The organism is Bacillus sp. FSL P2-0069, assembly GCF_038593315.1.
GTDB classification, from domain to species: domain Bacteria; phylum Bacillota; class Bacilli; order Bacillales; family Bacillaceae; genus Bacillus; species Bacillus safensis.
In genome coordinates, this window is the sequence record NZ_CP151984.1 from 347492 (window position 1) to 360049 (window position 12558).

Sequence of the window (12558 nt, forward strand, 5' to 3'; positions counted from 1 at the left end):
TTTTCTATCACGCTGAAAAAGAGCAGATCCATGAGATCTGCTCTTTTTTTGCTACAGATATTTCGCATAGCGTTTTTCTAAAAAGTCCTGAAGCAATGAGACGACACTGCAAATGCCCCAGTAAATGAGTGCGACCAAAATATACATGGTCATATAATCGAATTCTCGTCCGCCTACAATTTTTGCTTGCTGGAAGAGCTCTGGTACAGTAATCATCGCTGCCAGTGAGGAAGCTTTGATCAAATCGAGCATGACATTGGTCAATGGCGGCAGGGCGATGCGGACGGATTGAGGCAAAATGACACCACGCATCGTTTGCCAATAGCTGAGACCTAATGATTTAGCGGCTTCCACCTGTCCACTTGGAACAGAGGAGAGGGCTGCCCGGTTAATTTCTGCAATATAGGCAGCACTATTAAAGCTGAACCCAATAATGGCGGCAGTGACCGCTGTGAACTCTATGCCGATATAGGGGAACCCAAAATAGAGAATAAACAAAATCACAAGAATGGGCACGCCTCGCATGAATGAGATATACAGCCGTGCAGGCAGCCGAAGAATCCAAGAATTCGCCATTCTGGCAAGAGCGATAAAAAAGCCAAGAATGGTACCAAAAAACATGCTCGCAAAGGAAATGAGCAGCGTCAGCCAGATGCCTTTCATAACAAATGGAAATGACGCCTTTGCCAGTGCAGGATTAAATATATATTCTAAATGAATATCTCCCACGATTGCGGCTCCTTATTTGGAAATGTCGACATCTTCGACATCAGCATCAATTTTCTTAGAGACGTCTGCATGATTAAAGAATTTCTCAGAAATCTTTTTCATTGTTCCGTCTTTTTTCATGTCGCCTAATACACGATTCAATTCTTTTTGAAGCTCTTTGTTGTCCTTCTTCATAACAAAACCTTGTTCATTCGGCATGTACTTCAAGTCAGGGTGAATCGTAATATTTAATTTAGGAAATGCAGCAAGAGCCAGTGTCTGCAAGTAATAATCATTTAGAATGACATCAGTACGGCCGTTTGCAACATCCTTTAAGTATTGCTCGTTTGTCGCATTATCATAAATGACTTCCTTTGCACCGTACTTACGAGCGACATCCATGTAAATCGTTGTGGCAGCCCCTGCTGCTTTCTTTCCTTTTAAATCTTTTAAAGTTTTAATGCCAGATAAATCATCTTTCCGTACGATAGCCGTTCCGTAGGAATATTTATAAGGGGTAGAAAAGGCAAACTTGTCTTTTCTGTCATCTGTGATGTCGATATCATTTGCAGCAGCATCCACTTGACCAGAATTAATGGCGCTCAGCATCCCATCATAGCCCATTTCTTTAAATTCCACTTTCACATCAAGACGTTTAAACGCTTCTTTGACGACTTCTACTTCATAGCCAGTTAATTGATCCTTGCCATTAGAAGTATCATGATAAGAAGTTGGATAAAGGGTGCCTGAAGTTGCAACCACGATTTTCCCTTTCTTTTTAATCTCATCCCACTTTGTGTCCCCGGATTGAGATGAGCCTGATTGACTGCAAGCAGACATGATAAGGATGAAAGCAGATACAACAAGCATGATCCATATAGGTTTTTTATGATAAAAACGACTCATTTAAGAATCCTCCTCTATTTTTTATACAAAACAAAACATAGCACGCTTTTTCTGTAAGGACAACGTTTTCAGAAGAAAAGTGAAAAAGTAAGAATATTATAAGCAATTTGCGTGTTGATATAATGTATAAAAAAGGAAAGTGAGCGCAAAATAAAGGCGAATAAAGGAGGGAACAACAATGATGAAAAAAATAAGTAGTTTGATCATCTTGTCGATGATGCTGTTATTTGGTTTTCATATAGAAACGGCTCATGGAGAAACACCTCAAATGGAAAAGCGCCCGGTGACACATCAAGTGAAATTAACAGCAGAACAACAAAAACAAATTGAAATCCTTGAGCAGCAAATTCTTTCTAAGCGAAAAGAAGTCATTGAGAAATATGTACAGTACGGCGTGTTAACAAAGGAACAAGGCACACACATCACGAAACGAATGGATGAGCATTACACTCATTTGAAAAAGAACGGATTTGTTCCATTGCTGAAAAAACCACAGCACCATCGCCCATGATAATGATGAAACCGGCAGCGAAGTGCCGGTTTTTTATTGTTGATCAGAAGGTGAGACTTTCCCCATCTTGAGGGACAGAAATGGCTTGATCTGCATGATGCTCTTGAATGTAAGCCTCTAAAGCAGCTCTTGTTAACAAGCAATGATTCACAGCTTCAAGATGACAGGCGACAATTTGAGCTTTTGGCTGAGAACGGTGAACGTCTAGAATCTCTTCCTTGGTCATTGTAATCGGATCGCCTTCTAAAAATTGAGCAGCCCCGCTATTGACCACAATGACGTCTGGCTTGCATGTATTCACAACCTCTTTCGGTTCATCACACCAAACGGTATCACCTGCAATATAAAGGGTAGGTTCATCAGGGTGAGAGAAAACAAAACCGCTCACCTGACCCATCCGCTTCGCCGTTTCTCCCGTCCCATGCTGTCCGCCTGTACGTTTAATATGAACGCCGCAAATGTCCATTTCATCTTCAATGCATGTGACATGCTGAAATCCAGCTTCTTCAACTTCTTTTCGATCCTTCTCTGATTGAGTATAAATTGGCCCATCTTGAGCTAATTTTCCTTTGGCCTCGTCGTCAAAGTGGTCCACATGTAAATGAGTGAGTAAGACAGCATCTGGGTGTAACAGACTGTCTAAATCTATATTTACAGGAAGCTCCACAATAGGATTGTTCAAATGTTGATTGGCTGTATGAGGGAACGGTGGATATGTTCCTTTTGCTGCTAAAAAGGGATCGATTAAAAAAGTTGAATGACCATAGTGAAGGTATAAAGTAGCATTGCGAATGAGTGTAATTTTCATAAAAAGGCCTCCTTTTTTTCTCATTAAGTTTACAGTATATTAAAAGAGTTCTATGTGACAGAGGATCATGAAAGTCTTTCATCGGAAGGGCTTGATTTTTGAAAGAGGTGAGCCAATGCTAGACCAAACAGATATGAGTATTTTAAAAGAACTATCAAAGAACAGCCGATTAACGATGAAAGCTCTAGGTGAAAAAGTTCATTTAACCGGCCAAGCTGTTGCAAATCGGGTGTTAAAGCTAGAAGAAGAAGGCGTGATTGAAGCATATACCATTTCAATTGATTGGCAGACACAAAAGACGATTCAAACCTTTTTGCAGCTGTATACCCGTAGTCATCATCATGAACCACTTCTGTCGTTTCTTTATAAAAAGGAAGAAATCAAGAATTTGTTCAAAATAAGTGGTGAAGGCTGTTATATGGCTGAAGGTCATTTCTCCAGTCATGATGAACTTGATCAGTTTTTAACGGAGCTGACGAATTACGCAAATTACAAACTGTCTATTGCGGTTAAACGTCTCATTCATCAGTAATAGAAGAGACGCAGGAGGAAAAGGAACGATGCAAAAATTAATCGAAAATCAAGCTGAACCGATGACAAAGGAAAGAATCAAAGCAGACTTGGTTCAACTTGGTGTGAAAAAGGGCATGATTTTATGTGTTCATTCATCTTTATCATCAATCGGCTGGGTAAATGGAGGCGCTGTAGCCGTCATACAAGCATTGATGGAAACCTTAACAGAAGAAGGGACACTGATTATGCCGGCACAAACGTTAGAGCTTTCTGATCCCGCCGATTGGATCGATCCGCCTGTTCCTTATTCATGGTGGAAATCGATCAAAGAAACAATGCCCGCATTTGACCCAGCTTACACGACACCAGCAGCAATGGGAAAGGTGGCGGAAACATTTTGGAAATACCCAGGCGTGGCGAGAAGCAATCATCCCCATTTTTCATTCACCGCCTGGGGGAAAAGAAAACATGAAATTCTGCAACACCATGCACTTTCCTTTGGATTAGGAGAGCAGTCGCCTCTTGGCCGCATGTATGATCTTCATGCTCAAGTGCTGCTGCTTGGCGCATCATTTGAGAGCATGACAGCTTTTCATCTAGCTGAATACCGAATCCCTCAACAGGACCTCATGACAAGAGGGGCCCCTATTTTAGAGAATGGGTGGAGGGTATGGAAAGAGTACCAAGATATCATCACAAGAGAAGAACTATTTGAACAGATTGGCCGTGATTTTCTGCAATCAGGAGGCATCCATCAGCACAATCAAGTTGGACTTGCCAGTTCATATTTACTGCCCATGAGAGAATCGGTAGACTATGCGGAACAGTGGCTTGATCTATACGATCAGTCGTAATCTACACTGTTTGGAAATTTACATAATAAACGTCTTGATCAGGCTGCTGTGAGGTGTAGCAGGTAAGCTGGTAGTTTCCTTTTGGAATGGAGAAAGACAGCACATGGGCCATGACGCTTGTGATATAAACTTGGTCACTTGTAAGCGTAAAGGGAACTGTTATGGCTCTATCAACCGAGACTTGGGGCTCATCGCTATTTAATGTCACAATAATAGACGCCTTTCCATTATTGATTCCTTCAAAGGAAACTCCTTGATCTCCTGTTGCAAATCCTTGAAGAATGTCCTCATCTGTCCAATCAATAACAGGTGGTGTTTCGCTTCCGGTGTATACCGTGATTTGGTGGTAGGAGATAGATAGGGAATAGGCTTGATTTAAGTGATTCATATAAAAAACTCCTTTATTTATGGATTTTCGTTGGAACGTGAATGGTTAAAGAGTGATTCTTGAGGAGAAAGTTAGGCAGCAAGACGATTGTCGCCGTCTTGCGCTATTTGGTGTGGGATCTAGATGTGAAATTGCGAGACCATTGCTTTTAAATCTCCTGCTAAATGGGCAAGCGCTTCTGATGAAGCTGTTACTTCTTCCATTGCAGCAAATTGTTCTTCTGTTAAACCGGCTACTTGCTGTGAATGTTCACTCGTTCGTTTCACGCCTTCTGTAATAGACACAAAAGACTGTTTCGCATCGTTTGTATAAGCTGCGATTTTTTGTGATGCACTTGATAAATGCTTAATGCCATTCGCCATTTCTCTCATCGACTGCTGGATATCATGAAATGATTCCTCTGTATGAGAGATAAGTACAGCCCCATGAGCCGCTTCCTCTCTTACTCGTTTGATGGCATTCGTCGAATGAGTCATCTCTTTTTGTATTTCAGAAATGAGATGGGAAATCATGTTTGATGATGCTTGAGATTCTTCTGCAAGCTTTCTCACTTCGTCTGCGACAACAGCAAATCCTTTTCCATGCTCACCTGCCCGTGCTGCTTCAATTGCTGCATTAAGAGCTAGCAGGTTTGTCTGGCTGGCGATATCTGTAATGACTTTGGAAATATGATCAATTTCAGCTGAACGTGTTTCCAATGCTTGAATCGCTGTACCATTTTCTTCAATTGATTTGGCAATAGACGTCATTTGTGAATGAACTTCACCGATATTGTGTACACCTTTTTGGGCCACTTCTTGTGCGGAGTGACTTCTTGAAGCCATTTGTCCTGCATTTTCAGTGATGTTTGCCAGCTCGTTTGATACTTGAATCATTTTGTGCTCACTAGCTGTCATTTGAGTGGACTGTTCTTCTGAAGATTGTGCCACTTCTTGAATCGTGTATGTGATTTTTTCTGATGCTGCACTCGTTTCTTCTGCGCTAGCTGACAGCTGCTCAGAGGATGTGGCCACTAATTCAGACGTGTTCATGACATTTAGAATGGTTTGATTTAGTTTTTCACGCATCTTATTGAAATGGCCAGCCAGATCAGACAATTCATCACCAGCAGTATCCGTCACATTGATGGTTAAATCACCTTCGCCTGCACTCTTAATGGCAGAAGCCATATGCTTGAGGCGTGCCTGAATCCGTTTAGTGAAAATAGAAATAATGATGACCGAAACGATCAGACTTAACAAAAGGACGATGACAAATTGTATATAGAATGACTGAAGCATTTGTGAAATCATGCTTTGATTGGCGCCAGTATAAAAAATACCAATTGTTTCGCCTGCTTCATTTTTGATCGGCATATAAGCCGTTTGATAGTCTTTCCCGGCAACATTTGCAGTGCCGTAATAGTTTTCTCCTTTATCTAAAACAGTGGTCTTCACTTCAGGAGAGACTTCTGTACCTACAGCTCGTTTCCCGTTTAACATGACATTCGTAGCAACGCGGGTATTTCCTTGAAAAATCGTGATGGTATCACCGGTATATTCGGCTAATTGGTCAACCAATGTGTCATGATCATTGATTTGCGTATTTCCTTTGAATAGCTTGTTCTCTTTAATCTGCCACGAGCCTTCTACTTTTTCATTCAGGTAGGCGTAGCCTAGTTTTAAATCACCTTTTGCTTTTTCAGTTGCCATTTGCTTGATGTTTTCTGTCATCTCGCGATTCACCACATAACCAACAACTGCGGAAAAGATGATGAGGACACTTAAAAAGATCAGCAAAATTTTGGCGCCAAGCCTCAGTTTTCCCTTTTTCTTCATGCTTTTTAACTCCTTTAGGTATAAGGTAGGATATCCCTCCTTAAGGATTATCGGCATGAAAAAAGTGTTTAAAATACCTGCATGCAGTCATGTGAAAATTTTTTTAATATAGAAAAGGGAAAGGCTGCTAATCAATGATAAATTGAATTCTTGTGCCGTCAGGATCATCCGATAATTGATGACTTACCCACGAGCCTGCGCCTCTATTATCAGAAGGGCGTACATATTTGACAGAAGCTCCTGTGCCTCCTTCTTTGCACATTGCCATTGGCCATTCGTCACGATCATACCCGCGCTTTGTTGGAACGCCATGTAATGATCGATCCCTCTGCTCATCACTATGTTTACGGTCAATTGTACAAATGGATGAATGACCTTCATCAATGGCTTCTTCTATGTGCTTGGCTGTTTCGGGATAGCGGTCTGATGGAAAATGAATCGTTTTGTCATAAGATGAATTCGCTGTCTCTTGTTTCCCTTGCTCCAGCTGGATATAGCCTGTTGCTACACCAATAACAATCAATAAAAGCAAGAGAATCATTTTAAGAAGTTTCATAGGTGCTGGCTCTCTTTCTTGTTTGCGTATTTTGTAAACAGAAGTATAGCAGAATTACTTGCCAATTTCTCCTGGTTTTGAAAAAACGCCTTTTAAAATTCAAAAAACAGATTTTACTTGATTTCTTGTTTTTCATTTTTGTAGAAATTCATAAAAATTTTAATTTTGTAGATCATAAAACGATTATGCTCATCCAAAATGGCTTTATCACTGCTTTTTGAGCTAATTTCAAGAATTTAACACACAGAAATTTCAAAAAAATAAAATTGACTAGACCGATCTGCTTTAATAATATGGAGTCAAATATCAAAAAATGTCGTAATTTATCAAAATATGATTCTAATTACATTGTAGGAGGGAAGTACAAATGGCGGATGTCTCATACCGGCTCGGAATAGACATAGGCGGAACATTTACTGATTTATCATTGATAAATGAAGCAACAGGGGAGCTGACTGAACTCAAGACACCCACAGTGACTGATGACCCAGCCCAAGGTATTATCAATGGGTTAAATCTTCTAAAAAAAAGAGGTGTTGATTTATCCAACATCCAATACCTCGTTCACGGAATGACAATCGGTCTTAATACATTATTGCAGCGAAAAGGAGCAGATTTAGCCCTTTTTTTGACAGAAGGATTTCAAGATATATTGTCACTTCAACGTTTACGACTACCCATTCCTTATGACTTCAATTCTCGTTTGCCAGAACCATTGATACCTCGGAAGCATGTATATCCAATCTCTGAAAGGTTGATACACGATGGTACGATCAAAAACCCTCTCCATCTGCAGCAGTTAGATGATGCAGTCCAGCATGTTATATCTAAAAATCTAGCAGGTATCGTCATTTCTTTTTTACATAGTTATCAAAACCCAGTTCATGAATTACAGGCAAAAGCCTATATCAATCATCATTATCCACAGTTAGAAGTCCTTACTTCATCTGAATTATGGCCTCAAATGAGGGAATACGAGCGTACAGTGATGTCTGTTGTTAATTTGTACATTCAACCAAAGGTGAAACAGTATTTACAAACACTGAAAAGTCGTTTGAAGGAAGAAGGTGTACCAATTTCTCCATACATTACACAATCAAATGGTGGTTTAATGGATGCAGAAAGTGCGGCAACCTCGCCTGTTAAGACTCTCTTTTCTGGTCCGGCAGCTGGTGTCATCGGTGCGGCGAGAATTGCAGCATCAGCTAGTGAACCCAACCTGATCACTTTTGATGTCGGGGGGACGAGTGCAGATATCTCGATTATTCAAAATGGACAGCCTACAATGGCGCAATCGAATCAGCTTTCAGGCTTTCCAATTATTCTCCCATCTGTTGCGATGTATTCAATAGGAGCAGGGGGAGGTTCGGTAGCATGGATTGATCAGGGCGGACTTCTAAAAGCGGGGCCAGAATCAGTTGGCTCGAATCCGGGACCAGCTTCGTATGGAAAGGGAGAAAAAGCAGCTTTAACTGATGCGTTTCTTATATGCGGTTATCTCAATCAAGAACGTTTTGCCGGAGGACATTTACAATTACAGTTGTCTGCGGCGAAAAAGGCCTTTCAGCCAATTGCTGATCAGCTCAACAAAACGGTTGAAGAGGCTGCTGACCAGCTCATTCAAGTAGCCGTAGCCAATATGTACACAGAATTAAGCAATGTGATGGAGCAGCAAGGATTTGACCCTAGAGATTTTAGTTTGCTGGCGTTTGGCGGAGCAGGGCCGGTTGTGGCGAATTTTCTTGCGAGAGAAATTCATGCGAAAAATGTGGTTGTTCCTCCGAGTCCGGGTACATTATGTGCATTAGGTGCTCTGACCGCTGACTTTATTCATGATGCGGTGCTGTCGAAGAAAATATGCTTACAAGACTATTCGATCAACCAACTAAAACAAGATTATGAGAAGCTGTCGCGAAAAGCGGCTGATTGGGTCAGCCAGCAGGACATTCAGCATATCAATCAGACATCCATTCTATTATTAGCAGACGCACGTTATCAAGGACAGGCATTTGAGATTGAATTGCCATTATCGATTGATTGGCTAAAACAAGAACAAGACATCCACCAACTCATTGAAGCCTTTCACAAACTGCATCAACGACAATATGGTCATAGGGATGATCAGGCAAACATCGAGTTTACTCATTTACGCGTTCGAGTCATAGGCGAGACGCCTCCTCTGCCTTTTTCACCTGTTCATGAAAGCAGCGGACAGTCTTTGAAACCATATGAATATAGACGAATCTTTATAGAGGAAAAAGAATACGAAGCATCGGTTTATAACCGGGATACTCTGTCAGTAGGTTCTATTGTTAATGGACCAGCCGTTATTGAGCAGGATGATACAACAACATTAATTTTGCCAAACTGGGCAGGCAGCATTGATCCATCAGGTAACTTAGTGATTTCAAAGGAGGCAGCTTTACATGAGAACTGATCCAGCAAAGCTTGAGATGATGCGCAGTTATTTTAATGCGATTGCATCAGGCATGGGACATGTCATTGAACGAACGTCATTTACGACCTTCGTCAAAGAATCTGCTGACTTTGCGACAGCATTAGCCACGCCTTCTGGAGATTTCTTTGTTTATCCGAAGACAGTGGGTGTGACGATCTTTTTAGGGCTGAGTCTAAAAAAGGCGATTGAAGAAAGCGGGCCGATGCAGCCAGGAGACATTATCATCACTAATGATCCTTATACGACAGATGGTTTGGCGACTCACCTGCCAGATGTCCATATCATTAAGCCGATTTTTGTAGATGATGAAATCGTAAGCTATGCTTGGTCTTTTGTTCATGTCAGTGATGTGGGTGGACTTGTGCCTTCGAGTATTTCACCGACAGCAACGGATGTTCATCAAGAAGGATTAAGAATTCCGCCAGTAAAAATTTATGAAGGCGGAAAAGAGAATCAGGTCGTACGTACCTTTTTAAGAGCTAACAGCCGCGCTAGTCATCTAAATGATGGTGATATCAATGCGATGATTGCTGCAGTGAATACAGCAGATATTCGGTTAAAAGAAATGATTGAGAAATTCGGAAAAAACGAAGTGAAACAAGGAATGATAGACTTGCTGAAGCAAGCCGAGGATCGTGCTGGAAAGGTCATTGAAGCTATACCGGATGGAACGAGTGAATTTGCTGATTATTTAGATGATGATATGATCTCAGACGTCCCTATTCGGTTGAAAATCAAGCTAACGATCAAAGGGAAACGGCTGACGCTCGATTTTTCTGAGTGTGATCCGCAAGTAAAAACAGCCTTTAACCTTGTCACCAATGGTCAGAAGCATTCCTTTCTTTATCAAGGGTTGATTAATTACATCATTAGTAAGGATCCTTTTATACCGATTAATGGTGGAATAACGTATCCAATTGACGTGGTCTCTCCTAAAGGAACGCTGGTGCACCCAGAATACCCTGCCTCTGTCGGAATTCGGCATTCGATTACGATGAGGCTGTACAATGTCGTGCTAGGCGCCATTGGTAAGCTGCTGCCTGAAGCAGTGCCGGCAGCAGGTGCAGGTCAATCTGCCATTGTGGTTCTCTCTGTACCTGATGATCAAACGGGTGGCAGGAAAATGTCCGTTGTCGAACCATTAGGCGGAGGCGGAGGTGCTCAAAATGGTACTGATGGAGTGGACGGTATTGATCATTCGTCAGGCTTTTTGAAGAATACCCCAATTGAGAGTTTGGAACAGCATATTGATATTCATGTTCACCGATATGAGCTTCTGCCGAATACAGGTGGAGCTGGTGAAAATCGAGGCGGACATGCGATTGGTTTGGAATTTGAAATGATAAAGCCTGAATCGATGGTGACAGCACGAGGAATGGAACGGATGAAGTTTCAGCCTTGGGGATTAATGGGCGGCCGAGCAGGATCGGTTGGTGAGGTCAAGCTGATCACAGCTAATGGTGAGAAACAAGACCAGCCCAAAATAGATGTCTTGCGACTTGATAAAGGCGATATCGTTCAATTGATTTCACCAAGTGGAGGCGGCTGGGGGAATCCATTTGCTAGGAAGAAAGAAAAAGTCCTTCAGGAAGTGGAAGCAGGTCTATTAAGTGAAGAAAGAGCGCTGCAGCAATATGGTGTGAAAGTATATTTAGACCAAAATGAATGGAAGATTGATGAGGAGCAGACGAGCAGGGTGCGTGAAAAGGTTAATCATTCTCCATCTACTGACGTGTGGGATTTCGGAGAACAAAGAGCAGCTTATGAGAAAGTATGGACGGACGAAGCCAGCAGTGAGCTTGCCGTTCAGCTTCGTTCCTATCCGGCTAATGAACGTACGCACTATAAACATGCAGTTCATCAACATTTCAGTCATAGAAATGAGCCGTTAACAAAGGAAGATATTACTCAAGCACTTCGTCAAATGAATGGACAAAAAGGGGGAAATGAATCATGAAAAGAAGATTAATCGCTATTTTTGCAGGCATCCTATCAATCGTTGTACTGCTGACCGCTTGTGGTGGAAATGGAAAGGATCAAGGCAAACAGCAGCAGACTGTGATTGTTGGCGTATATGGAGGCGATTGGGAAAAGAATATCAAACCAATCCTCGAAAAGTTTGAAAAAGATACAGGAATTAAAGTGCAAACCGTCTCTGGGGCGGATTCTGAATGGTTTACAAAATTAAAAGCGTCAAATGGGAAAAATCCACCATATGACTTACTAATCTTACAGCCTGATACGATTCAAAGAGGTATCGCGGCAAACGTTCTTGCGCCTATTGATGAAGATCAAGCGCCGAACGTCAAAAAGCTTTACCGTTCTGTCCAAAAGAAGCTTACTGTGAATGGAAAACAATATGCAGCAGGCTTTAGTATGGGGCAGCTTGGTATTGCTTATAGAAAAGACCTCGTCAAGCAGGAACCAAACAGCTGGACTGACCTATGGAGCAGTCAGCTGAAAGGGAAGGTAGCCATTTCATCTCCGACTTATTCAGCCGGTTTGCAATTTTTCTCTGCACTTGTTCATGCGCAAGGCGGGACAGAATCAAATCCTAAGGATATTGATAAAGCATTTAAAAGTCTCGCGCAGTTAAAAGGTCATGTTGCTGCTTTTCCAGATAACCCAGGATCGATTCAAACCTTGTTAGAACGTGGGGATGTTGCGGCTGTTCCATATTGGGACGGGCGAGTATTTGCACTTGAAGAAGAAGGCATGGATATTGGTTTCTCATATCCGAAAGAAGGTGCTGTTGCAGCTGTTGCGAGCTGGGCTTTAACGAAGGGAAGTCCGCATGAAGAAGCGGCGTACAAACTATTAAACTACTTAAGTGGAAAAGAAGCTCAGGAGGCTTTCTCGGAAAAATCTTATTATGGCATGTCGAATTCTGATGTGAAATACGATGACAAGATTAAGGGGAAAGTGAAAGTTGGAGAAAATTATTACAGCAAGCTGACTTGGGTAGATTATGAAACAGCGACCTCTGAGCTTGGCAATTGGACAAACCGATGGAACGAAGTATTAGGCGGAGGAAAATAG

The 12558-nt window shown here is 41.7% G+C and carries 12 protein-coding genes; 6 read left to right on the forward strand and 6 right to left on the reverse strand.

All coding sequences use genetic code 11. The features are described 5' to 3' along the window. Positions 1-51: 51 nt before the first annotated feature. Entirely contained in the window at positions 52-729 is a 678-nt protein-coding gene (locus NSQ34_RS01865; RefSeq protein ID WP_176967339.1) for an amino acid ABC transporter permease, read from the reverse strand. A gap of 12 nt (positions 730-741) precedes the next feature. Next, positions 742-1614 carry a transporter substrate-binding domain-containing protein gene (locus NSQ34_RS01870; RefSeq protein ID WP_041116601.1) on the reverse strand — a complete coding sequence of 291 codons (873 nt, stop codon included), beginning with the start codon at positions 1612-1614 and terminating at the stop codon, positions 742-744. A 181-nt stretch (positions 1615-1795) separates the two neighbouring features. Between NSQ34_RS01870 and NSQ34_RS01875 the strand changes: the two genes are divergently transcribed. Continuing rightward, positions 1796-2125, forward strand: a complete 330-nt coding sequence (locus NSQ34_RS01875; protein ID WP_024424311.1) for a YckD family protein — start codon at positions 1796-1798, stop codon at positions 2123-2125. Between the two features lie 43 nt (positions 2126-2168). Here NSQ34_RS01875 and NSQ34_RS01880 read toward each other — a convergent pair whose 3' ends face one another. Beyond that, positions 2169-2933, reverse strand: a complete 765-nt coding sequence (locus NSQ34_RS01880) for an MBL fold metallo-hydrolase (protein WP_176967338.1) — start codon at positions 2931-2933, stop codon at positions 2169-2171. 115 nt (positions 2934-3048) lie between these two features. On the opposite strand from NSQ34_RS01880, the gene NSQ34_RS01885 reads away from it, so the two are divergent. Both NSQ34_RS01885 and NSQ34_RS01890 read left to right on the forward strand, forming a co-directional pair. Beyond that, positions 3049-3465 carry an Lrp/AsnC family transcriptional regulator gene (locus NSQ34_RS01885; protein ID WP_176967337.1) on the forward strand — a complete coding sequence of 139 codons (417 nt, stop codon included), beginning with the start codon at positions 3049-3051 and terminating at the stop codon, positions 3463-3465. A 28-nt stretch (positions 3466-3493) separates the two neighbouring features. Further along, the gene (locus NSQ34_RS01890; protein WP_254001557.1) at positions 3494-4300 is read left to right on the forward strand and encodes an AAC(3) family N-acetyltransferase; all 807 of its coding nucleotides are present in this window, start codon (positions 3494-3496) and stop codon (positions 4298-4300) included. Between the two features lies 1 nt (position 4301). Here NSQ34_RS01890 and NSQ34_RS01895 read toward each other — a convergent pair whose 3' ends face one another. From NSQ34_RS01895 to NSQ34_RS01905, 3 genes are all read right to left on the reverse strand, one after another. Continuing rightward, positions 4302-4688, reverse strand: a complete 387-nt coding sequence (locus NSQ34_RS01895) for a competence protein ComJ (RefSeq protein WP_041106618.1) — start codon at positions 4686-4688, stop codon at positions 4302-4304. 119 nt (positions 4689-4807) lie between these two features. Further along, the gene (locus NSQ34_RS01900) at positions 4808-6505 is read right to left on the reverse strand and encodes a methyl-accepting chemotaxis protein (RefSeq protein WP_151863131.1); all 1698 of its coding nucleotides are present in this window, start codon (positions 6503-6505) and stop codon (positions 4808-4810) included. 127 nt (positions 6506-6632) lie between these two features. After that, positions 6633-7061 (reverse strand): NucA/NucB deoxyribonuclease domain-containing protein, encoded by a 429-nt coding sequence (locus NSQ34_RS01905; RefSeq protein WP_024424305.1) that lies wholly within the window; start codon positions 7059-7061, stop codon positions 6633-6635. A gap of 367 nt (positions 7062-7428) precedes the next feature. Here NSQ34_RS01905 and NSQ34_RS01910 point away from each other — a divergent pair, with 367 nt between their 5' ends. Genes NSQ34_RS01910 through NSQ34_RS01920 form a run of 3 tightly spaced genes read left to right on the forward strand, consistent with a single transcriptional unit; the run spans position 7429 to position 12558 of the window. Continuing rightward, positions 7429-9498: a hydantoinase/oxoprolinase family protein gene (locus tag NSQ34_RS01910; protein ID WP_254001558.1), complete on the forward strand. Its 2070-nt coding sequence runs from the start codon at positions 7429-7431 to the stop codon at positions 9496-9498. Beyond that, positions 9488-11476, forward strand: coding sequence for a hydantoinase B/oxoprolinase family protein (locus tag NSQ34_RS01915; RefSeq protein ID WP_264316033.1), 1989 nt, complete (start codon positions 9488-9490; stop codon positions 11474-11476). Before NSQ34_RS01910 ends, NSQ34_RS01915 begins: the two co-directional genes overlap by 11 nt. Further along, positions 11473-12558: an ABC transporter substrate-binding protein gene (locus NSQ34_RS01920; protein WP_024427273.1), complete on the forward strand. Its 1086-nt coding sequence runs from the start codon at positions 11473-11475 to the stop codon at positions 12556-12558. Before NSQ34_RS01915 ends, NSQ34_RS01920 begins: the two co-directional genes overlap by 4 nt.

What these genes read in the sequence shown, in the direction of transcription:
- NSQ34_RS01870 (WP_041116601.1), bottom strand. Translation starts at nt 1,614, where the DNA reads ATGAGTCGTTTTTATCATAAAAAACCTATATGGATCATGCTTGTTGTA.
- NSQ34_RS01875 (WP_024424311.1), top strand. Translation starts at nt 1,796, where the DNA reads ATGAAAAAAATAAGTAGTTTGATCATCTTGTCGATGATGCTGTTATTT.
- NSQ34_RS01880 (WP_176967338.1), bottom strand. Translation starts at nt 2,933, where the DNA reads ATGAAAATTACACTCATTCGCAATGCTACTTTATACCTTCACTATGGT.
- NSQ34_RS01885 (WP_176967337.1), top strand. Translation starts at nt 3,049, where the DNA reads ATGCTAGACCAAACAGATATGAGTATTTTAAAAGAACTATCAAAGAAC.
- NSQ34_RS01890 (WP_254001557.1), top strand. Translation starts at nt 3,494, where the DNA reads ATGCAAAAATTAATCGAAAATCAAGCTGAACCGATGACAAAGGAAAGA.
- NSQ34_RS01895 (WP_041106618.1), bottom strand. Translation starts at nt 4,688, where the DNA reads ATGAATCACTTAAATCAAGCCTATTCCCTATCTATCTCCTACCACCAA.
- NSQ34_RS01900 (WP_151863131.1), bottom strand. Translation starts at nt 6,505, where the DNA reads ATGAAGAAAAAGGGAAAACTGAGGCTTGGCGCCAAAATTTTGCTGATC.
- NSQ34_RS01905 (WP_024424305.1), bottom strand. Translation starts at nt 7,061, where the DNA reads ATGAAACTTCTTAAAATGATTCTCTTGCTTTTATTGATTGTTATTGGT.
- NSQ34_RS01910 (WP_254001558.1), top strand. Translation starts at nt 7,429, where the DNA reads ATGGCGGATGTCTCATACCGGCTCGGAATAGACATAGGCGGAACATTT.
- NSQ34_RS01915 (WP_264316033.1), top strand. Translation starts at nt 9,488, where the DNA reads ATGAGAACTGATCCAGCAAAGCTTGAGATGATGCGCAGTTATTTTAAT.
- NSQ34_RS01920 (WP_024427273.1), top strand. Translation starts at nt 11,473, where the DNA reads ATGAAAAGAAGATTAATCGCTATTTTTGCAGGCATCCTATCAATCGTT.